Raw genomic sequence first — 20,358 nt, 5'->3', positions numbered from 1 at the left:
AGCCAATTCCTTTTTTGCGAATATTTTAATAATCCAACTATTAATTGGTCAAAATTATAGATTATTTAATTTACTTCGTATTTCTTCGATCTATTCCTATAAAAATCTAAATGTTTAAATAATTGTTGAATTATTTAAGCTGGTTTTTTTTATGTTTAAATTCTAAATTTATCCTTTTCAGGTTTTTATACTTAATTATTTTAATTTTAAATAAAAGAAATTGGATATTTTTTCAATTGAATTTGCAATCATTTGATAACAAAATAGAAAGAGATTTTTAAGTAATAATAAAATATAAGATTAATTAGATGAAATTTATTATTTAGGTTTTTTTAGACTTGAATTTTAAATTATCAACAAAATATGTTGCTTTTTAATATTGATTTATTCAATTTTGGACAATAAAACAAAACCTGAAATGGATAACATACATTATATAAGTACAGCCGTTCTTTCACTAGAAGATTTAAACGAAATTATAGCTCACCATAAATCTTTGGAACTCTCTGATGAAGCAAAAATTAATATTCAAAAATGCAGAGATTATTTAGATAAAAAGATGGCAACGCACTCAGCGCCCATTTATGGAATAAATACTGGTTTCGGGTCGCTTTGTAATGTGAAAATATCAAACGAAAATTTATCAAAACTTCAGGAAAATTTGGTAAAATCGCACTCTTGTGGGACAGGGGAGGAAGTGCCAAATGAAATCGTAAAATTGATGTTGTTGCTCAAAATTCAATCATTGAGTTATGGTCATTCAGGAATACAACTGCAAACGGTTGAACGATTAATTGCATTTTATAATAATGATATTTTACCTATAATATATACGCAAGGTTCCCTTGGTGCTTCAGGTGATTTAGCGCCGCTAGCGCATTTGTCATTGCCTTTATTGGGTGAAGGCGAAGTGTTTTTTGAAGGCAAAAAAGTGCATTCTAGTGTGGTATTAAAACATTTCAATTGGGAACCAATTGTTTTGCAATCTAAAGAAGGTTTGGCTTTATTGAACGGGACTCAATTTATGAGTGCTTATGGTGCGCATATATTGATGAAAGCTAATAAATTCTCCTATTTAGCGGATTTAATTGGAGCGATTTCTCTGGAGGGATTTGATGGGAGAATTGAACCTTTTAATGAATTAATACATTATATACGACCTCATAAAGGTCAGATTGTAACTGCCAATCGTATAAAAGGACTTCTTGAAGGGAGCGAGATTATCGAACAAGAAAAAACTCATGTTCAGGATCCGTATTCTTTTAGATGTATGCCTCAAGTTCATGGTGCCTCAAAAGATGCTATGGATTATGTGAAAAAAGTTTTTAAAACTGAAGTTAATTCGGTTACCGATAACCCGAATATATTCGCTGAAAGTGATCAAATTATTTCCGGCGGAAATTTTCACGGACAACCGTTAGCATTGGCGTTAGATTTCATGGCAATTGCATTGGCTGAATTGGGAAGTATTTCCGAAAGAAGAACCTATCAATTGATTTCGGGATTGCGTAAACTTCCCGCATTTTTAGTAGATAATCCAGGACTGAATTCGGGTTTAATGATTCCACAATATACTGCTGCAAGCATCGCGAGTCAAAATAAACAGTTAGCAACACCTGCAAGTGTCGACAGTATTGTGTCCAGTAATGGACAAGAAGATCATGTGAGTATGGGTGCAAACGCCGCGACAAAAGCTTTGAGAGTCATGGATAATTTAGAGCGAATTTTGGCTATTGAATTAATGAATGCATCGCAAGCCATAGAATATAGACGTCCGTTACAATCTAGTGATTTTATAGAAATGTTTTTAAAATCGTATCGCAAAGAAGTTCCATTGGTAAAAGAAGACCGAATTTTGCATTATGATATAGAGAAATCAGTGTCTTTTTTAAATAGCTTTGAGATAGAAGATGATTTGTTAACATTAGCATAACATTAGCATAAAATAAAGAAGTAATTTTGTCGCCTAAAATTAATAAAATGTCAATAAATAGTATTTTCCAGTTTTTAGTTCCAAAAGACAAAAAATTCTTTCCTCTTTTTGAACAAGCATCTAGTAATTTAATTGAATTGGCTTCCAATTTGCATGAAGCAGTAAATCTTCCTTTGAAGGAACGTGAGGTTCTTTTTCAAAAAATTGATGCATTAGAGCAAAAAGGAGAAGATATTACCCGCCAAACGAATCTTGAGCTTAGCAGAAATTTCATTACTCCATTTGACCGAGAAGATATTCATTCCCTGATAACTTCAATAGACAATGTGGCTGATAATCTACATGGAGCGGCTAGTAGAATGAGATTATATCAAGTGGATAAAATCACTAAATCAATTAGAAAACTGACGGAAATTAATCTTGAAGCTTGTCAAAACATTGATGTTGCGGTTAAAGAATTGAGAAATTTAAAAAAAATAAAAAACATCACCGATGCTTGTGCTCGAATAAGTAAACTTGAGAATAAGTCAGATACGGTTTATAATAAAGCAGTATTTGAAATATTCGAAAATGAAACAGATGCAAAAAATATAATCAAGTACAAGGAAGTATTATCAGTTTTAGAATCTGCTACGGACAAATGTAAAAGTGTAGCCAGCGTTTTAGAATCTATTTCTGTAAAACATTCTTAAGAACTGATAAATAAAATATGACTTTACTTTTAGTTATTATAGCACTAGCCTTAATGTTTGATTACATTAACGGTTTTCATGATGCAGCAAACTCCATTGCTACAGTTGTAGCGACCAAAGTATTAACACCCTTTCAAGCGGTAGTTTGGGCAGCATTTTTCAATTTTGTTGCTTTTTGGGTTTTTGGATTTGGAGTTGCAGATACTGTTGCAAAAACAGCCAAAACAGAAGAGATTAATTTAGTCGTAATTCTTGCAGGAGTTATTGCTGCGATAATTTGGAATTTAATTACCTGGTGGAAAGGTATTCCATCTTCATCATCACACACTTTAATAGGTGGTTTTGCAGGTGCTGCAATTGCTCACGGATTCTCTGGAGCAGTTACTAATCCAGACCATTATGGTTTTAAAATCGTAAACTGGTACAAAGCAACAAAAGAAGGTGAACTTTTACCAAGCGGTATTTTGGTTGTAATTTGTTTTATTGTTTTAGCGCCTTTATTAGGAATGTTAATTTCGTATTTCATTTCGTTATGGCTGATGTATTCCTCTAAAAAGAGCATTTATCCAAAACTATTGACAGGATTTATAATGATATTGACGGTCTTTTTTATCTATTCGATGATGGAAGGGATTGATAAACCATTAGAAAAACCAAGATTTGATTCTAATTTCCTAAGCATACTATGTGATCCTAAAAATATTAAATGGTTGTTAGTTGGATTTATTATAATGAGTATCTCTGTTTTTAATTTAATTTTCAGCAGTTTGTCTACTGCAAGAGCTGAAGGGATTTTAAAAAGAATGCAATTATTATCTTCCGCAGCATTTAGTTTAGGACATGGTGGTAATGATTCCCAAAAAGTTATGGGAATTATTGCAGCAGCAGTCGCTGTTTATTTACATACAAATCACGTTGATGCTTCAAGTATGCCAAGCTGGTTGAACGTTGTACTTCCAAATGATGATAAAGGAATCAAAGCGGAAATGCCAGATTGGATACCGTTAGCGTGTTATTCTGCTATAGCAATAGGAACTTTAAGCGGAGGTTGGAAAATTGTAAAAACAATGGGCTCTAAAATTACAAAAGTAACCGCTTTTGAAGGTGTTGTAGCAGAATCTGCCGGAGCATTAACTTTGTTTTTTACAGAACATTTTAAAATACCAGTTTCAACTACACATACAATCACTGGGTCAATTATTGGGGTTGGAGTAACCAAAAGAGTTTCTGCAGTTCGTTGGGGTGTTACGGTAAGCTTATTGTGGGCTTGGGTACTTACTATTCCAATTACTGCACTATTAGCAACCTTAGTTTATTATATGCTTAGTTTATTCCTTTAAGTTCAGAAGCTAAAATTCATAAAAAAAAGACCATCTGGCTTTGTGACAGATGATCTTTTTTTATGAATAAAATTGAACTTAAATGCTTTAAAAGAAAGGTTTATATCAAAATTTTTTTTCGTCTGAGTTTTCTTTTATAATGTGTTTGTCTTAGATTTTTATCGCCAGAAATGATACTGATATTTCCGTCGGTTTCAAGAATTGCTAATTTTACATCTTTAAAATTCTCAACACCGTGTTCTCGCATGGCTTCTCTTAATTCGTCAGATGTAATGTTTAGTTTGCTTAATGATTTAAAATCTAAATTTCCATTATGGATTAGAATCACCGGTTTTTCTTCTAATAGTTTACTGAAAGCCGGGAACTTGTACATCAGTTTTTTTAAAGTAAAATTTATAAAAAAAAGTATGGTTGCTGCTGCCAAACCTCCCCAAAGAGTAGTGTCATTGCCTACCATCGCGTTTTGAACGGAGTTACTGATTAATAGAATCAGAATTACATCGGCTGTATTGAGTTGCGATAATTCTTTCTTTCCAAAAATCCGTAAAGCTATAATCATAAAAATATAAACTGCTACGCTTCTGACTATAATGTCAATATATGCACTCATTTTTTATTCGAATAAATTTAATTATTTCAATTTAAAATTCTTTTCAATGGCTCTTATCATTTCACCTGCAATGTCTTTATTGGTAGCGCCTTCAATACCTTCCAATCCAGGAGAGGAGTTTACTTCCAATAATAAAGGTCCTTTTGAAGAACGGATTATATCAACACCGGCAACTTTTAAATCCATTGCTTTAGCCGCTTTTATCGCGATGCGTTTTTCTTCGCTTGTTACTTTTATAATAGACGCAGTTCCCCCAAGATGAATGTTGGCTCTAAATTCGCCAGGCATAGCTTCACGTTGAATCGCGGCGACCACTTTGCCGTCAATTACAAAACAACGGATATCTTTCCCGTTGGCTTCTTTAATAAATTCTTGAACTAATATATTTGCGTTTAAACTTTTGAAGGCGTTAATAACGCTTTCTGCAGCCTTTTTTGTTTCTGCCAATACCACTCCTTTTCCTTGAGTGCCTTCCAGTAATTTTACAATTAGAGGGGAACCTCCAACCATTTTTATCAAGTCATCCGTATCTAAAGGTGAATTTGCAAATCCTGTGGTGGGGATGTCAATTCCGCTATGAAGCAGTAATTGTAAAGAATATAATTTATCTCGCGATTGTGTAATTGCATTAGATGAATTCAAGCAAAATACATTTAAAGCTTCAAATTGTCTGGTCAAAGCACAGCCATAAAAGGTAATGCTAGGACGAATTCTAGGAATAATCGCATCAAATTGATTTAATATTTTCCCACCGCGGTAATGAATTTCTGGTGTTTTTGCATCAAGTTTCATGTAACATTCCTTGATATTTAAAAAATGCATTTCATGACCACGCATTTCACCCGCTTCCATAATACGCTTATTGCTGTATAATTCTGGATTACTGGCTAAAAGACCAATTCGCAAACCAGAGCTTGCTTTTTCAGAATTTTTATAAAGTTCTTTCAGGTTTTCAGCTGACGGCTGTCCTAAAAGATATTTTTGCTCGGGATCAACAAGAACTCTACCACTCATTGCTTCTCGTCCCAAAAGCATGCGAAAACCCATGGAATCTCGATTGGTCAATGTCATTTCGATTGGCCATATTGAATTTCCAATCTGTAGATTTGTTTGAATAACGTAACGCTGCTCTCTAAACCCGCTTGAACTTTTCACAATACGTTTATCTACCAAAGGAGCCTCGCAATGAATAACGGTTTTTAGGTTATTCTGAATAGGATTGATATCAAATTTAACCCAATTATTTTCATTCTTAATAAATGGGGCAATATTTATTGCGTGTAAAGCAGATGTTTTAGCACCTGAATCGACACGTGCTTTTATAGTTGGTATTCCTAATTCAGGAAATGAACACCATTCTTCGCTACCCAGGATGACTTTATTTTGAGACATAAATTGATTTTATTTAATCTATTTTTTAAGAATCAAATGTAAATATTTGTTTTTAAAAAAATGGAAAATTTATATAAAGAATAAACCCGCTATGTTATAAAAACGTAACGGGTTTGTTTAGTATTTCGAATGAGATAATTATAGGTTAGTTGCCTCTCCGGCTTTGTGAACTTGCACTGTTAATTCTTGCGCTCCCTCTTCGATATCCATAAAAATTTCGTCTCCAGAAGTAATTTTTGAAGTGATAATTTCTTCCGCAAGTGCATCTTCAACATATTTCTGAATCGCTCTTTTTAATGGTCTGGCACCAAATTGTCTATCAAAACCTTTTTCTGCAATAAAAGCTTTGGCTTTGTCAGATAAATTTAATTGATAACCCAATTCTGCAACACGAGCAAATAATTTTTTTAATTCAATTTCGATAATTAAATCGATATCATGTTTTTCCAATGCGTTGAATACAATTACGTCATCTATCCTGTTAAGAAATTCAGGAGCAAAAGTTTTTTTCAATGCATTTTCGATAATACTTTTCGAATTATCATCGGCTTGCGCTACTTTGGCAGCTGTACCAAAACCAACTCCTTGACCAAAATCTTTTAATTGTCTGGCTCCAACATTGGAAGTCATTATGATTATAGTGTTTTTGAAATCAATTTTTCTACCTAAACTGTCCGTTAAATAACCGTCATCAAGAACCTGTAATAACATATTAAAAACATCAGGATGTGCTTTCTCGATTTCGTCCAATAATACCACACAATATGGTTTTCTGCGAACTTTCTCCGTTAATTGCCCACCTTCTTCATAACCTACATATCCCGGAGGCGCACCAACTAGTCGAGAGATTGAAAATTTCTCCATGTATTCACTCATGTCGATACGTATCAATGCATCTTCCGAATCGAATAATTCTTTGGCAAGTACTTTTGCTAATTGTGTTTTTCCAACCCCAGTTTGTCCTAAGAAGATAAACGAACCAATTGGTCTGTTAGGATCTTTCAATCCCGCACGATTTCTTTGGATAGAACGCGCAATTTTCATTACGGCTTCTTTTTGCCCAATAACCTTACCTTCAATAAGTTCTGGTAATTTTGCTAATTTATTACTTTCCGTTTGCGCAATACGATTTACAGGAATTCCTGTCATCATCGAAACTACATCGGCAACATTGTCTTCGGTAACTTCTATTCGGTTATTTTTAGCATCTTCTTCCCATTGTTCCTGAGCAATTGCTAAATCTTTCTCAATGCGTTTTTCGTCATCACGAAGTTTAGCAGCCTCCTCATATTTCTGTTTTTTGACTACCACATTTTTTAATTCTCGAACATCATCTAACTGTCGTTCTAAATCTAAAATTGCTTTAGGCACTTCAATATTGGTAATATGAACTCGAGAACCAGCTTCGTCTAAAGCATCAATGGCTTTATCCGGTAAGAAACGTTCCGACATGTATCTGTCTGTTAATTTTACACACGCTTCAATTGCTTCTTGGGTATACGTTACATTGTGATGGTCCTCGTATTTATTTTTGATATTATTCAAAATAGTAATTGTTTCAGGAACCGATGTTGGTTCAACAATTATTTTTTGAAAACGTCTTTCTAAAGCACCATCTTTTTCTATGTATTGTCTGTATTCATCTAAGGTTGTCGCACCAATACATTGGATTTCACCCCTAGCTAAAGCTGGTTTAAACATATTGGAAGCATCCAAAGAACCTGTAGCTCCACCGGCGCCTACAATAGTGTGAATTTCATCAATAAAAAGAATGATATCATCATTTTTTTCTAATTCGTTCATTACCGCTTTCATGCGCTCTTCAAACTGTCCACGGTATTTAGTTCCGGCTACAAGGCTGGCTAAATCTAATGTTACTACGCGTTTGTTAAAGAGTATTCGAGACACTTTCTTTTGAATAATTCGCAAAGCTAATCCTTCTGCAATAGCTGACTTTCCTACTCCCGGTTCCCCTATAAGTAGTGGATTATTTTTTTTGCGACGGCTCAAAATTTGGGAAACACGCTCAATTTCTTTTTCTCTACCCACAACAGGGTCAAGTTTACCTTCCTCAGCCATTTCTGTTAAATCTCTCCCAAAATTATCTAAAACTGGTGTTTTGGATTTTTTGTTTGATTTATTGGCGGGGTTGTTAAAAGTTCCTTCCTTAAGACTGTCATCTTGTCCTGAATCATCATTATAAGATTCGTTTTTTGGCAAGTTTTCTAAAAATTCTTCATCGTTTGGAGTCATATTTATATATTGTTCTTTAGCTATGTCATAATCAATTTTAAGTTTATTCAATAGCTTGGTTGTTGGATCGTTTTCATTTCTTAAAATACATAGCAACAAGTGTGCTGTACTAATAGACGAACTCTGAAATACTTTTGCTTCAAGAAAAGTAGTTTTCAACGCTCGCTCTGCCTGTCTGGTTAAATGCAAATTTTTCTTTTCTACATTGACTTCAAGACTAGGACTTGCTGGACTTAGAATCTCAACCTTTCTGCGTAAATAATCCAGATCAATAGATAAGTTATTCAAAATTTGAATTGCCTTCCCATTACCATCTCTTAAGATACCCAGCATCAGGTGTTCAGTTCCTATAAAGTCATGACCCAATCGCAAAGCTTCTTCCTTGCTATAAGTAATAACATCTTTTACTCTTGGTGAAAAATTATCATCCATAATATATATTTGATACTGTAAATTTAGTGAATTAGTGATTGAAAAACAAAAACCGTTCCTTTAACAACTACTGTCAGCTAATAGACAAAAATTGTATTAATATTAGAGTTAAAATTTACTTAATTTATTAACTAAAAGAGAAGAAAATTTTGTTGATAAATCATTGAAATAAGTAGTGCAAAACAGGCTATAAAATTTCAAAAAGCTGTATATTGGCACGTTTTGAAACTAATATAATTTTTTAATATAACAACTTATGTCTGAAGGAGAAAAGTTAATTCCTATTAACATTGAAGATGAAATGAAAACAGCTTACATCGATTATTCGATGTCGGTAATTGTATCAAGAGCACTTCCAGATGTCAGAGATGGCTTGAAACCAGTACATCGAAGAGTACTTTACGGAATGCATGATTTAGGAGTTAATTCCAGATCTGCCCACAAAAAGTCAGCAAGAATTGTCGGAGAAGTTCTTGGTAAATATCACCCTCACGGTGACACTTCTGTTTATGATGCGATGGTTCGTATGGCTCAAGAATGGAGCATGCGTTATTTATTGATTGATGGTCAGGGTAACTTTGGTTCTGTAGATGGCGATAGTCCTGCAGCGATGCGTTACACGGAGGCTAGAATGCGTAAGATTTCGGAAGAAATATTGGCAGACATAGATAAAGAAACGGTTGATTTTAAATTAAATTTTGATGATACTTTAGAAGAACCAACAGTAATGCCAACTCGTGTTCCTACTTTATTAATTAATGGTGCGACAGGAATTGCGGTGGGTATGGCAACGAATATGCCACCTCACAATCTTACCGAAGTAATCAACGGTACATTGGCTTTCATGGATAACAATGATATCGAAATTGATGAGTTGATGAACTATATTAAAGCCCCTGATTTTCCTACAGGAGGTATAATATATGGATATGAAGGAGTTCGTGAAGCTTTTAAAACCGGTAGAGGACGTATTGTAATGCGTGCCAAAGTTGGTTTTGAAGAAGTGGATGGTCGTGAGTGTATCATCGTTACCGAAATTCCATATCAAGTCAATAAGGCAGATATGATCAAACGTACTGCTGATTTAGTGAATGATAAAAAAATAGACGGTATCGCTAATATCCGAGACGAATCGGATAGAAACGGGATGCGTATCGTATATATCTTGAAACGTGATGCAACGCCGAACGTGGTTTTGAATACGCTTTATAAGTTTACGCAATTACAGTCGTCGTTTAGTGTAAATAATATTGCAATTGTAAAAGGTCGTCCGCAAATGTTGAATCTGAAAGATTTGATTCATTATTTTATCGAACACCGTCATGATGTGGTGACTCGTAGAACGCAATTTGAATTGAAAAAAGCGGAAGCGAGAGCACATATATTAGAAGGTTTGATTATCGCTTCTGATAATATTGACGAAGTAATTGCTTTAATCAAAGCTTCAAAAAGTACCGAAGAAGCAAGAGAGAAATTAATCGAAAGATTCAATTTATCGGATATTCAATCTCGTGCAATTGTGGAAATGCGTTTGCGTCAATTAACAGGTCTAGAACAAGACAAGTTAAGAACAGAATACGAAGAAATTATGAAGTTAATAGAGCATTTGAAAGCTTTATTGGCTGATGTAAACTTGAGAATTGCATTAATTAAAGAAGAGCTTACGGAAATCAGAGATAAATACGGAGATGAGCGTCGTTCTCAAATCGAATATTCAGGTGGAGATGTAAGTATTGAAGATTTAATCGCTGATGAAAATGTAGTAATTACCATTTCTCATGCAGGATATATCAAACGTACAAATTTAACTGAATACAAGACTCAAAATAGAGGAGGAGTAGGGCAAAAAAGTGCAGGAACAAGAGATCAAGATTTCTTAGAGCATATGTTTGTGGCTACGAATCACCAATATATGATGTTCTTTACCCAAAAAGGAAAATGTTTCTGGATGCGTGTTTATGAAATACCTGAAGGAAGTAAAACAGCTAAAGGTAGAGCGATTCAAAACTTGGTGAACATAGAAAGTGACGATAAAGTGAAAGCGTTTATTTGTACGCAAGATTTAAAAGATCAAGATTACATAAAAAGCCATAATTTGATTATGGTAACTAAAAAAGGTCAGGTTAAGAAAACATCATTGGAGAAATATTCTAAACCTAGAGTAAATGGTGTCGCTGCTATTACTATTAAAGAAGGTGATGAACTATTGGAAGCCAAATTAACTAATGGTGAAAGCCAAATTATATTAGCTGTAAAATCAGGTAAATTAGTTCGTTTTGAGGAAACTAAAACTCGTCCAATGGGAAGAACAGCTTCCGGAGTTCGTGGAATTACACTTAAAGACGATACCGATGAAGTTATTGGCATGGTTACTGTAAACGATATGAGCAGTGAGATATTAGTTGTTGCTGAAAATGGTTACGGAAAACGTTCAAGCCTTGATGAATATCGCATTACAAATCGTGGTGGTAAAGGAGTTAAAACTTTAAATATTACCGAAAAAACAGGCAAGCTTATCTCTATAAATGCAGTTACAGATGCGGATGATTTAATGATTATCAATAAATCTGGATTGACTATTAGAATGGCTGTTGAAGATTTGAGAGTGATGGGACGTGCTACACAAGGTGTGAAACTGATTAATATCAAAGGAAATGATTCAATTGCCGCTGTTACAAAAGTTATGAAAGACGATGTTGCAGAAGTTGTAGTGGATGAAGATGGAAATGTAATTGAAACTGAAGCTATCGAAAGAGTAAAACCAGTTTTGGAAGTTCTTGAAGACGAAGGAGCTGAGGAAGAAGACGAAGATGAAGAAGAGGAGTCTGAAGAAGATGAAGAATCAGAAGAGGACGACTCTGATGATGAAGCATAGGAACGTAAAAAAAAAATAATTATTAAACAAAAACAGAATATTATGAAAAGTAAATATGTAATACTTGCATCAGCATTATTGATATCAGTAGCTACTTTTGCTCAAAAAGATCAAATAAAGGCAGCTGAAAAAGCACTTAAAGGTGGGAATTCGCAGGAGGCAGTAAATATTTTGCAAGCGGCTGAATCAGCTTCCGCAACTGCACCTGATGCCGAAAAAGCACAATTTTTCTTTGTGAAAGGAAATGCTTATTTAGATCTAGCTAATAAAAAAGTGGATACAGATAAAAATCTTTCTCTAGCTGCAAAAGCATATCAAGATTTAATTTCAGCTGAAAAAGCTTCTGGAAAAATAAAATTTTCTACTCAAGCAGCAGCCTCTGTTACTGAAATAAAATTTAAATTAATAAATAATGCCATAGCGGATTCTAAAGTTGAAAAACATGCGGATAGCGCTAAAAAGTTATATGATGCTTATTTATTAGATAAAAAAGATACTATCAATTTATATTATGCAGCTTCTACTTATATAAATGCTAAAGATTATGACACGGCGTTGAAGTTATATGACGATTTGAAAACTTTAAATTATTCTGGAAAAGGAACCAGTTATTTAGCAGTTAATAAGTTGAGTAGTCAAGAAGATGTTTTTGCAACTGCTCAAGAAAGAGACAGGATGGTTAAATTGGGAACACATGAGAAACCAAGAACTGAGGTTATACCTTCAAAAAGAGGAGAGATATATAAAAATATGGCTTTAATTTTAGTACAAAAAGGAAAAACTGAAGAAGCTAAAAAAGCGATTGCAGCGGCCAGAATTGCAAATCCAGATGATGTTTCGTTAACTTTGACTGAAGCTAATTTATATTTAGATACTAAGGATTTTGATATGTATAAAAAGTTAATCGCTGAAGTATTAACAAAAAATCCTAATGATGCAGATTTGACTTTTAACTTAGGAGTAATCAGTGGAAATGCGAAGAATTATGTTGATGCTGAAAAGTATTATAAACGAGCAATTGAAATAAAACCAGATTACATCAATGCATATCTTAATTTGGCTATTATGAAATTAGATGGTGATAAAGTTATTTTTGACGAAATGAATAAACTTACCAATTCTGAAAAAGATAATAAACGTTACCTTGTTCTGAAGAAACAAAGAGAAGGAATTTTTATGGGTGCGTTGCCATACTTAGAAAAAGCGAATGAATTAGATCCGAAAAATAAAGAAGTAGCGTCAACACTTTTAAGTGTTTATAGTGCTTTAGAAATGACTGATAAGAAAAAAGCACTTAAAGCAAGGATGTAAATCTTATTATTAGACAATAAAAAAAACCTATCTTGAAAATAATTCTTGATAGGTTTTTTTAGTTATATAATTTTCTTGATGACTCGAAGTTTATGCGTGTGTTTGTTTGTTTCGGCATTGAATATTCCCAGATGATCCAATCTATCGACCCTAACTTTTCCGCTGGCATGAATGATATAATTGTCATCCATAATTATTCCTACATGGATAATATTACCTTCTTCATTGTCAAAAAAAGCTAAATCTCCAGGTTCGCTTTCTTCAATAAAACTTAGAGCTTCTCCTTGGGTTGATTGTTGTGAAGCATCCCGTAATAATTTGTAACCGTTCAGTTTGTAAACCATTTGGGTAAAACCCGAGCAATCAATTCCAAAAGGAGTTTTTCCTCCCCAAAGATATGGGGCATTTAAATACATAAATGCAGTGTTAATCAAGTATTCTTTATTTTTCTCTCCGCTAGTCCTAGTTCCTTCAAAATCAAAATTGGAAGTATTGATCTCATTGTGATTTATAAATGATAAAGAGGAGCCCAAAGGAATTGGAATCAATAAATTTGATGGAGCGGTTACGTATTCTATTAAATCAGCATTTAGAATAATAGCCTCTGTGGATAATTGATTAAAACTTGATTCAGAAATTAATTGAAACTGTTTAGAATCAACCCAGCCTTCATAACCATCATATTGCATTTTGATAAAAGACCACTGCTTGAGTTGTTCCAAAATTTCAAAATGTTCGCCAAATAAAACTTGAGAAACAATTTCGCTTTTATCACTGGCTTCAAACCGAAGTGGTATCATAGCAAGATTACAAATTCCAAACATCTATGTTAAATTATGAGTTAAGAGTTATGAGTTATAAGTATCAAAACTCATAACTCACAACTCATAATTATTTAAATTCTTTCAATAACAATTGCCGAAGCACCACCACCACCATTACAAATTGCAGCCGCACCGATTTTACCATTGTTTTGTTCTAAAACATTTAACAAGGTTACAATGATTCTTGCACCCGAACAACCTAGCGGATGTCCCAGGGAAACGGCACCACCATTTACATTGACTTTGGTTTCTTCTAGTCCCAGGATTTTCGAATTAGCCAAACCAACTACAGCAAAAGCCTCATTAAATTCAAAATAATCAACGTCACTGATGGATAGTCCTGCTTTCTCTAACGCTTTAGGTATCGCTTTTGAAGGACTCGTAGTGAACCATTTTGGCTCTTGAGCTGCATCAGCATAACTTTTTATGTATGCTAATGGTTTCAATCCTAATGCCAATGCTTTTTCTTCACTCATCAAAACTATTGCAGCAGCTCCATCGTTAATGGTAGAAGAATTTGCGGCTGTTACCGTTCCTTCTTTAGTAAATGCTGGATTTAAAGATGGGAATTTATCAATTTTTACATTTGTAAATTCTTCATCTTTAGAAACGATAATTGGATCGCCTTTTCTTTGTGGAACAGCAACAGGAACTACTTCATTGTCGAATTTCCCGTCTGCCCATGCCTTAGCGCTACGCTCATACGATTGAATTGCGAAGTTATCTTGATCTTCTCTCGTAAAGTTATATTCAGAGGCACATAAGTCTGCACAGACACCCATAGCATTGTTGTCATACGCATCAGACAACCCGTCTCTTTGCATTCCGTCAATCATGGCTGTTGGACCAAATTTTGTTCCATTTCTCAAATGCATATAATGCGGAATCAAACTCATGTTTTCCATTCCACCTGCAACAACAATTTCAGCATCGCCGCACATAATAGCTTGTGCACCCATCATTACTGATTTCATTCCAGAAGCACAAACTTTATTAACAGTTGTGCAAGTAACACTATTTGGTAAACCAGCAAATATTGCCGCTTGACGAGCAGGAGCTTGTCCTACGCCAGCTTGAACAACATTACCCATAAATACTTCATCAACTAAATTTGGATCTAAATTAATTTTTTCCAAAGCACCTTTTATAGCAATTGCACCTAATCTCGGCGCAGCAACTGTAGATAGGGCTCCCATAAAACTTCCGATAGGTGTTCTAACGGCAGAAACAATAACAACTCTTTTGTTCATGATCTTTATAATATTAGTTTATGAAGCAAATTTAACCTTTTTTAAACAATTTCATATTTTGATTGCTTCATTATATTTTTTAAATATTTATTTATCTCTATATGTTTGATTGTGAAGTGTTTTTATAAAAAGCTTCAAAAATATTAAAAAAAAGCCCTCAAATACTTGTGAGTAACGTAAAGTTGTCTTAAATTTGCAACCGCAAAACAGGACACGTTTCCTTGAGTTTGGAGGGGTGCCAGAGTGGTAATGGAGCAGTTTGCTAAACTGTCACCGAGTAATCGGTGCCAGGGTTCGAGTCCCTGTCCCTCCGCTTAATAATTTTTGTTTCAAAATGTAGCGTTTTGATTATAATCTCAAGAGATTTTTACAAAAATCATTAAAATAATATTATGTTTTTCGGGGTGTAGCGTAGCTCGGTTATCGCGCCTGCTTTGGGAGCAGGAGGCCGCAGGTTCGAATCCTGCCACCCCGACTATATTTTTTTACATGAGCAATGGAGGCATAGCTCAGCTGGATAGAGCACCTGCCTTCTAAGCAGGCGGTCGAAGGTTCGAATCCTTCTGCCTTCACAAAAACCGATACTTTAATTAGTATCGGTTTTTTTGTTTCTATATTATTTTAAATCCTTAAATTATCTTATTTTTATAAAAAATAATCTTATGACTTTCTGTTTTAAACCGTTCATACTTCTTTGTTTTATTTTTTTGATCGTTTCCTGTAAAGCACAAAGTACTATTCCTATTGTTATAGAGAAAAATAGTTCAGTTATAAATGATACTACATTTGTAAACTTAAAAGACTACAGTACCGACTTTGTGTATGATATGAAATATGCCACAACCGATAATTTTCTTAAACAAAAAGTGTATGATTGTGCGGAATGTTTTTTGCGTTTAAAAACGGTACAAGCTTTAGTTGAAGCGAATCAAAAGTTTATAAAAAAAGGATATAAAATCAAAATCTTTGATTGTTACCGTCCCTTAGATATTCAGAAGAAAATGTGGGCGATTGTTCCCAATCCGGAATATGTAGCCAAACCCAATAAAGGTTCGATACATAATAGGGGTGGAGCGGTTGATATCACTCTTGTAGATTCAAAGGGGATAGAATTGAATATGGGAACTCCATTTGATTTTTTTGGTAAAAAGGCGAGTCATAATTACACCAACTTATCGCAAGAGATAAAAGAAAATCGACTTTTATTAAAAAGAATAATGACAGAGAAAAATTTTAATTCATTTGATTCCGAATGGTGGCATTATAATTTAAAATCAGGATTGAATGATACCGTTTCTAATGTCAAATGGATATGTGATTAATTATTCTACACAGCGAATTGTGTTAATGAAGTAATTTTCAGGTTGGTAAACTACATTATCTAACTCAGATGTAAATTCTTTTTTGATTACATAATCTTCAGTATCGGTTAAATATTTAATACGCATCATAGATATCGGGGAACTCTTCAATTCCTCAAAGCTATCTTTCATAAACATGAAACTTGCTGTGATTACTCTGTTATCGTAATTTTTGTCATCGCGAATCATCGCGCCACAATTTTCTTCATCAATATGAATCAAGGTGATGATTTTTCCATTGTTTAATTGTAAAAATAATTTCGAATTTTTATCAAAACAATTGGCTTTCATGAAATCTTTGCTTTTTTGAATCAATTGAACATTTAATGTCGGTAAATTATCGGTCAATGCTAACGAAAAAAAGATATAACTGGCAGTTCCACCAAAATTTTTCTCACATATCAAATATTCTTTCGTGGATTTGTAATTCCCAATTGAATCGGTAACGTTCACACTATAGGCGCATGGTTTTTGCGCAAATGAACTAAGGGATAAGAAGAATAAAGTGATTGTAAGCAGGTGTTTCATTTTTATTTGATTTTTGCGCAAATTAATACTATTTTATGATTATTTAGATCAGTTGTAAAAAAACAATAGACATTTCCTCCGTCTTTTATTTTCCATTTTTTTCGAATACTTTCAACTGCATCTGGAAAATTTCGAGTGGTAATATTGGCTTGTTTACGTTCTAAAAAGATTTTCATTTCCGTTTTACTGTATGGGACAGAATTTTGAATTTCAAAAACTCTTCCTGGAAAAGGAATTAAAACTTCGGATGTATATAAATGGGAATGTTTATGGAGTTTGTTTAGATTATAAAACGACCCAACTTCATCAAAACCTCCCGATTTCATTATAGCGCTATTTGGCTCATATAGATATTTTTGTGGTAAACTATAATGGGCTATTTCGGATTCTTGGTTTAAAATAAAATCGAAATGCTCAGTTTTTTCCTTTATAATATTGATGGCTTTTAAAGTTATTACACCGGAAAAATCCTTGTGTAATTCCCATAACAGTTCTTTTACTTCATTTTCCAATGCTACAATATGAACGGTCTTTACATTTTTTAATTCTAATAAACCAGCCGAAATATCTAGTAAAGGAGCTGTTTTTATTAAAATTGAGTTTGAATTTTTAAAATAGAAATCCAGATTTTCAGGAACATTTGGCAAACAATCCTTCAGCATAAATACTTTACCTTTTGCATCATTTCTTCTGGAAGGATCAATGTATATCCAATCCCAATACTTATTTAATGAAGTTAAAGTCGCTAAACTGTCTCCCGAATAACAATTAATATTCTTTGTGTTTAATTGTCTAAAATTGTGTTTTACCAAATTTGATAATTCCGGATTAATTTCGCAGTGAGCAACTGTTTTTATTTTTTTTGCAAAATAATAATCATCTACACCAAAACCTCCCGTCAAATCAATCAGGCTATTGCCTGAAACAATCGTAGATTTGTAAAAAGCTGTTTTTTCGGATGAAGTCTGTTCAACTGAAATTTTAGTTGGATAAATGATATTTTCTGTAGAAAACCAGGTGGGAAGTTTATCTTTAGCTTTTGTTTTAGCTTCTATTTGATTCAAAATAGAAATCCATTCCACTTTTGGAAAAGGGTTTTTTTTCAGCGCTAATTTTGAAATAGAAACCCCTATATTTTTTACCATAAATTCTTGAATTTCAACATTTAGAATATGTAGATTCAAAATTAAATGTTTTTAGTTAAAAGTTGAATGACTTTGTTCTCCGGGAAAAATTCTTTACCTATTACCTTTAGAATTGTATATAGTGGAACAGCGATAATCATTCCTAATATCCCGAAAAGAAAGCCTGCTATTAATATAATAAGAAATATTTCTAAGGGATGTGAACTGACACTTTTCGAAAATATTATTGGCTGTGATAAATTATTATCAATAATTTGTACGATCCAGAAACCGATTAATACGTAAATCGTAGTTGGTAAAATTTCTGTTTGAAAGTCACTTCCAAAATTGCTAAGCATCGTTAGAATTGCTGCTAAAATAGAGGCAATTAATGGACCGATGTATGGTATGATATTTAAAACAGCACAAAGAAAAGCAATGACAATTGCATTTGGTGCACTAAAAATAAGCAGAACAATGAGGTACAAAACGAATACAATAAATAACTGGAGCAGCAATCCAATAAAATAGCGAGATAATAAAATGTTTATTTTTTCTAATGAGTGTAAAATTTGGTCCTCATGTGAGTCTGGAATTAATTTTTTTGCACCCACGATGAACAATAGTCGATCTTTAAGAAAGAAAAAAGTAATGAATAAGACGGAAGCTAATCCTATTCCGAAACTACTGATGGTTCCAAGTATTGTATTCAAAAAATTTGGAATAAAATTAAAATTTATTTTCGAAGTAATATTTGCTTCTTTGAGTATTTTTGCGGAGTCGATCTGATGACTCTCCAGAAAAATAGAAATTTTATTGATTAATTGAAGTATGCTTTTTTCAATCTCAGCGGTATTCAACAAAGATAAATTTTGTCCTTGTGTTAAAATCAAAGGAATAAATAACATTATGAATCCAGCGACAATGAGAATAAAAATAAACAGTGTTGCTATAGTTGCAAAAACATGATTGAATTTTAATCGTCTTTTGAAAAAATCTAATATTGGATTTCCAATTAAGGTAAGAATTAAAGCTACAACGAGATAAATCAGAACAGATTGAATTTGATATAAAAAATATAAAGAAAGTGCTATTAAAACAATTACTGTCACTGCTTTTAAAATTCCGGTAGCTATAATTTTTGATGTTAGCATTAATTTTTTTTTAGGGAATAAAGATAAAAAAACTCGCTAACAAGTAGCGAGTTTTATATTCTAAAATCTAAAAAAAATTATATTCCGAAACCAGCTCTAGCTCCACCTGTTACGAATAACGGAGTCATTCTAGCTTTTTGACCAGTTGTGAACATATACATTCCTCTGTCATCAGTATAATCCATATAGTTCATTGTCATTTCATTGTGAGCAGGAAGACAAGTACTAACGTATGGGTAAACAGGAACTCCAAAGTTTGAAGTTTTATGAACTGGAGTGTCAGAAACTAAATCATTTCCACAAGATGCATCACCCCAAATGTGTCTAAGGTTCATCCAGTGACCTACTTCATGAGTTGCTGTTCTTCCTAAGTTGTAAGGATAACTTGCAGCAGATGACAATCCAAAATAATTAGAATCAATTACAACTCCATCAGTTGCTAATGATCCACCAGGAAATTGAGCATAACCTAAAATTCCACCACCTATTGTACAAGCCCACATATTAAGGGTATTGCTCGGAGAAGTAGGATCTAAACCTCCTCGTTTTGTTTGTTTCATTGCATCTCTAGTTCCCCAAGAAGTTTTTGTAGTTGATTTTCTGATAATTTGTTTTAATTCAAAAGTAATATCAACATTTGCAGCAACTCCAGCAAACTCAGCAGGAGTAGTTGAGAAATCAGAGTTTGTAGCAGTGTAATCTTTGTTTAATACATCGATTTGTGATTGTATTTGAGCATCAGAAATATTTTCAGCCGCAGTATTGTACAATACATTTACTACTACTGGAATAACAACTTTACCATTTACTAAACGGTTAGTCAACATTGCTTTTTGTGTAAAAGCTTCAATTTGGTTCATTCTTAAAGCTAGAGTTGGATCAGCTTTCATTTGTTCTGCCAATACATCTTGAGAAGCACATGAACGACGTGCAGTAGCATTTGCTGCTAGGGCAGTCGATTCTGTTTGGTCGTTTTGACAGGAGAAAAGCATTAAAAATGCCGTTGCAGTTAAAAGAATTTTTTTCATAATTAATTAGGATTATTTGTTATAAAACATTGGTTTTGGTTAATACTATTGCAATTCTATAACAATTTTTTGAATAAAAAAAATATAATTTAAATTAAAAGATGTTAATTAGAGATAATGTTATTATTAAGCTATTATTATTATTATTATTAATTTTCATTGTTGTCCGATAAAAAATCACGGAACGTTTATTTTTCTATTTATTTTGGCACTTCACGAGGTTTTAGCCTGCTTTAGCTTGTTTTTGAGTA

Annotated in this window: 15 protein-coding genes and 3 tRNA genes; 9 read left to right on the top strand and 9 right to left on the bottom strand. The window is 33.3% G+C overall.

Annotated elements, in window-relative coordinates; genetic code table 11:
- The first annotated feature begins 418 nt into the window (after positions 1–418).
- Genes hutH through IWX84_RS13450 form a run of 3 tightly spaced genes read left to right on the top strand, consistent with a single transcriptional unit; the run spans position 419 to position 3,965 of the window.
- Positions 419–1,933: a histidine ammonia-lyase gene (gene hutH, locus IWX84_RS13460; RefSeq protein WP_196851276.1), complete on the top strand. Its 1,515-nt coding sequence runs from the start codon at positions 419–421 to the stop codon at positions 1,931–1,933.
- A gap of 47 nt (positions 1,934–1,980) precedes the next feature.
- Positions 1,981–2,625, top strand: a complete 645-nt coding sequence (locus IWX84_RS13455; protein WP_196851275.1) for a DUF47 domain-containing protein — start codon at positions 1,981–1,983, stop codon at positions 2,623–2,625.
- 17 nt (positions 2,626–2,642) lie between these two features.
- Positions 2,643–3,965 carry an inorganic phosphate transporter gene (locus IWX84_RS13450; RefSeq protein ID WP_196851274.1) on the top strand — a complete coding sequence of 441 codons (1,323 nt, stop codon included), beginning with the start codon at positions 2,643–2,645 and terminating at the stop codon, positions 3,963–3,965.
- Between the two features lie 100 nt (positions 3,966–4,065).
- Here the strand turns inward: IWX84_RS13450 and IWX84_RS13445 are convergent, their stop codons facing one another.
- The 3 genes from IWX84_RS13445 to IWX84_RS13435 all read right to left on the bottom strand — a co-directional run bounded on the left by IWX84_RS13445 (position 4,066) and on the right by IWX84_RS13435 (position 8,652).
- Positions 4,066–4,575, bottom strand: a complete 510-nt coding sequence (locus IWX84_RS13445) for a DUF421 domain-containing protein (protein ID WP_196851273.1) — start codon at positions 4,573–4,575, stop codon at positions 4,066–4,068.
- Between the two features lie 21 nt (positions 4,576–4,596).
- Positions 4,597–5,967 carry a 30S ribosomal protein S6--L-glutamate ligase gene (gene rimK / locus IWX84_RS13440; protein WP_196851272.1) on the bottom strand — a complete coding sequence of 457 codons (1,371 nt, stop codon included), beginning with the start codon at positions 5,965–5,967 and terminating at the stop codon, positions 4,597–4,599.
- A gap of 138 nt (positions 5,968–6,105) precedes the next feature.
- Entirely contained in the window at positions 6,106–8,652 is a 2,547-nt protein-coding gene (locus IWX84_RS13435) for an ATP-dependent Clp protease ATP-binding subunit (protein ID WP_196851271.1), read from the bottom strand.
- Positions 8,653–8,908: 256 nt separating this feature from the next.
- On the opposite strand from IWX84_RS13435, the gene gyrA reads away from it, so the two are divergent.
- Both gyrA and IWX84_RS13425 read left to right on the top strand, forming a co-directional pair.
- The gene (gene gyrA / locus IWX84_RS13430; RefSeq protein WP_196851270.1) at positions 8,909–11,527 is read left to right on the top strand and encodes a DNA gyrase subunit A; all 2,619 of its coding nucleotides are present in this window, start codon (positions 8,909–8,911) and stop codon (positions 11,525–11,527) included.
- Between the two features lie 42 nt (positions 11,528–11,569).
- Complete coding sequence (locus IWX84_RS13425) at positions 11,570–12,838, top strand: tetratricopeptide repeat protein (RefSeq protein ID WP_196851269.1); 1,269 nt, start codon at positions 11,570–11,572, stop codon at positions 12,836–12,838.
- 62 nt (positions 12,839–12,900) lie between these two features.
- On the opposite strand, the gene IWX84_RS13420 is transcribed toward IWX84_RS13425, so the two are convergent.
- Together IWX84_RS13420 and IWX84_RS13415 are read right to left on the bottom strand one after the other, a co-directional pair.
- Positions 12,901–13,662 carry a C40 family peptidase gene (locus IWX84_RS13420; RefSeq protein WP_196851268.1) on the bottom strand — a complete coding sequence of 254 codons (762 nt, stop codon included), beginning with the start codon at positions 13,660–13,662 and terminating at the stop codon, positions 12,901–12,903.
- Positions 13,663–13,733: 71 nt separating this feature from the next.
- Positions 13,734–14,912 (bottom strand): acetyl-CoA C-acyltransferase, encoded by a 1,179-nt coding sequence (locus IWX84_RS13415; protein WP_196851267.1) that lies wholly within the window; start codon positions 14,910–14,912, stop codon positions 13,734–13,736.
- A 229-nt stretch (positions 14,913–15,141) separates the two neighbouring features.
- Here IWX84_RS13415 and IWX84_RS13410 point away from each other — a divergent pair.
- The 4 genes from IWX84_RS13410 to IWX84_RS13395 all read left to right on the top strand — a co-directional run bounded on the left by IWX84_RS13410 (position 15,142) and on the right by IWX84_RS13395 (position 16,234).
- A tRNA-Ser gene (locus IWX84_RS13410) sits at positions 15,142–15,225 on the top strand.
- Between the two features lie 87 nt (positions 15,226–15,312).
- Positions 15,313–15,387 (top strand) — tRNA-Pro (locus IWX84_RS13405).
- Between the two features lie 23 nt (positions 15,388–15,410).
- Positions 15,411–15,484: transfer RNA gene (locus IWX84_RS13400), tRNA-Arg, on the top strand.
- A 90-nt stretch (positions 15,485–15,574) separates the two neighbouring features.
- Positions 15,575–16,234 carry a M15 family metallopeptidase gene (locus IWX84_RS13395; protein WP_196851266.1) on the top strand — a complete coding sequence of 220 codons (660 nt, stop codon included), beginning with the start codon at positions 15,575–15,577 and terminating at the stop codon, positions 16,232–16,234.
- Here the strand turns inward: IWX84_RS13395 and IWX84_RS13390 are convergent, their stop codons facing one another.
- The 4 genes from IWX84_RS13390 to IWX84_RS13375 all read right to left on the bottom strand — a co-directional run bounded on the left by IWX84_RS13390 (position 16,235) and on the right by IWX84_RS13375 (position 20,107).
- Positions 16,235–16,801 carry a hypothetical protein gene (locus IWX84_RS13390; protein WP_196851265.1) on the bottom strand — a complete coding sequence of 189 codons (567 nt, stop codon included), beginning with the start codon at positions 16,799–16,801 and terminating at the stop codon, positions 16,235–16,237.
- A 2-nt stretch (positions 16,802–16,803) separates the two neighbouring features.
- Complete coding sequence (locus IWX84_RS13385) at positions 16,804–17,985, bottom strand: THUMP-like domain-containing protein (protein ID WP_196851264.1); 1,182 nt, start codon at positions 17,983–17,985, stop codon at positions 16,804–16,806.
- 2 nt (positions 17,986–17,987) lie between these two features.
- Positions 17,988–19,079: an AI-2E family transporter gene (locus IWX84_RS13380; RefSeq protein WP_196851263.1), complete on the bottom strand. Its 1,092-nt coding sequence runs from the start codon at positions 19,077–19,079 to the stop codon at positions 17,988–17,990.
- A 77-nt stretch (positions 19,080–19,156) separates the two neighbouring features.
- Complete coding sequence (locus IWX84_RS13375; protein ID WP_196851262.1) at positions 19,157–20,107, bottom strand: zinc metalloprotease; 951 nt, start codon at positions 20,105–20,107, stop codon at positions 19,157–19,159.
- Positions 20,108–20,358: the final 251 nt, after the last annotated feature.

This window comes from Flavobacterium sp. CG_9.10 (genome assembly GCF_015752245.1).
Lineage (GTDB): Bacteria > Bacteroidota > Bacteroidia > Flavobacteriales > Flavobacteriaceae > Flavobacterium.
The sequence above is the reverse complement of the archived record's forward strand: the minus strand, read 5'-3'. Positions and strand labels throughout refer to the sequence as shown.

Excerpts from the sequence above, each read along its gene's own strand:
- IWX84_RS13445 (WP_196851273.1), bottom strand. The coding sequence starts at position 4,575 with ATGAGTGCATATATTGACATTATAGTCAGAAGCGTAGCAGTTTATATT.
- hutH (WP_196851276.1), top strand. The coding sequence starts at position 419 with ATGGATAACATACATTATATAAGTACAGCCGTTCTTTCACTAGAAGAT.
- IWX84_RS13450 (WP_196851274.1), top strand. The coding sequence starts at position 2,643 with ATGACTTTACTTTTAGTTATTATAGCACTAGCCTTAATGTTTGATTAC.
- IWX84_RS13415 (WP_196851267.1), bottom strand. The coding sequence starts at position 14,912 with ATGAACAAAAGAGTTGTTATTGTTTCTGCCGTTAGAACACCTATCGGA.
- IWX84_RS13380 (WP_196851263.1), bottom strand. The coding sequence starts at position 19,079 with ATGCTAACATCAAAAATTATAGCTACCGGAATTTTAAAAGCAGTGACA.
- IWX84_RS13395 (WP_196851266.1), top strand. The coding sequence starts at position 15,575 with ATGACTTTCTGTTTTAAACCGTTCATACTTCTTTGTTTTATTTTTTTG.
- gyrA (WP_196851270.1), top strand. The coding sequence starts at position 8,909 with ATGTCTGAAGGAGAAAAGTTAATTCCTATTAACATTGAAGATGAAATG.
- IWX84_RS13375 (WP_196851262.1), bottom strand. The coding sequence starts at position 20,107 with ATGAAAAAAATTCTTTTAACTGCAACGGCATTTTTAATGCTTTTCTCC.
- IWX84_RS13420 (WP_196851268.1), bottom strand. The coding sequence starts at position 13,662 with ATGTTTGGAATTTGTAATCTTGCTATGATACCACTTCGGTTTGAAGCC.
- IWX84_RS13425 (WP_196851269.1), top strand. The coding sequence starts at position 11,570 with ATGAAAAGTAAATATGTAATACTTGCATCAGCATTATTGATATCAGTA.
- IWX84_RS13390 (WP_196851265.1), bottom strand. The coding sequence starts at position 16,801 with ATGAAACACCTGCTTACAATCACTTTATTCTTCTTATCCCTTAGTTCA.
- IWX84_RS13455 (WP_196851275.1), top strand. The coding sequence starts at position 1,981 with ATGTCAATAAATAGTATTTTCCAGTTTTTAGTTCCAAAAGACAAAAAA.
- rimK (WP_196851272.1), bottom strand. The coding sequence starts at position 5,967 with ATGTCTCAAAATAAAGTCATCCTGGGTAGCGAAGAATGGTGTTCATTT.
- IWX84_RS13435 (WP_196851271.1), bottom strand. The coding sequence starts at position 8,652 with ATGGATGATAATTTTTCACCAAGAGTAAAAGATGTTATTACTTATAGC.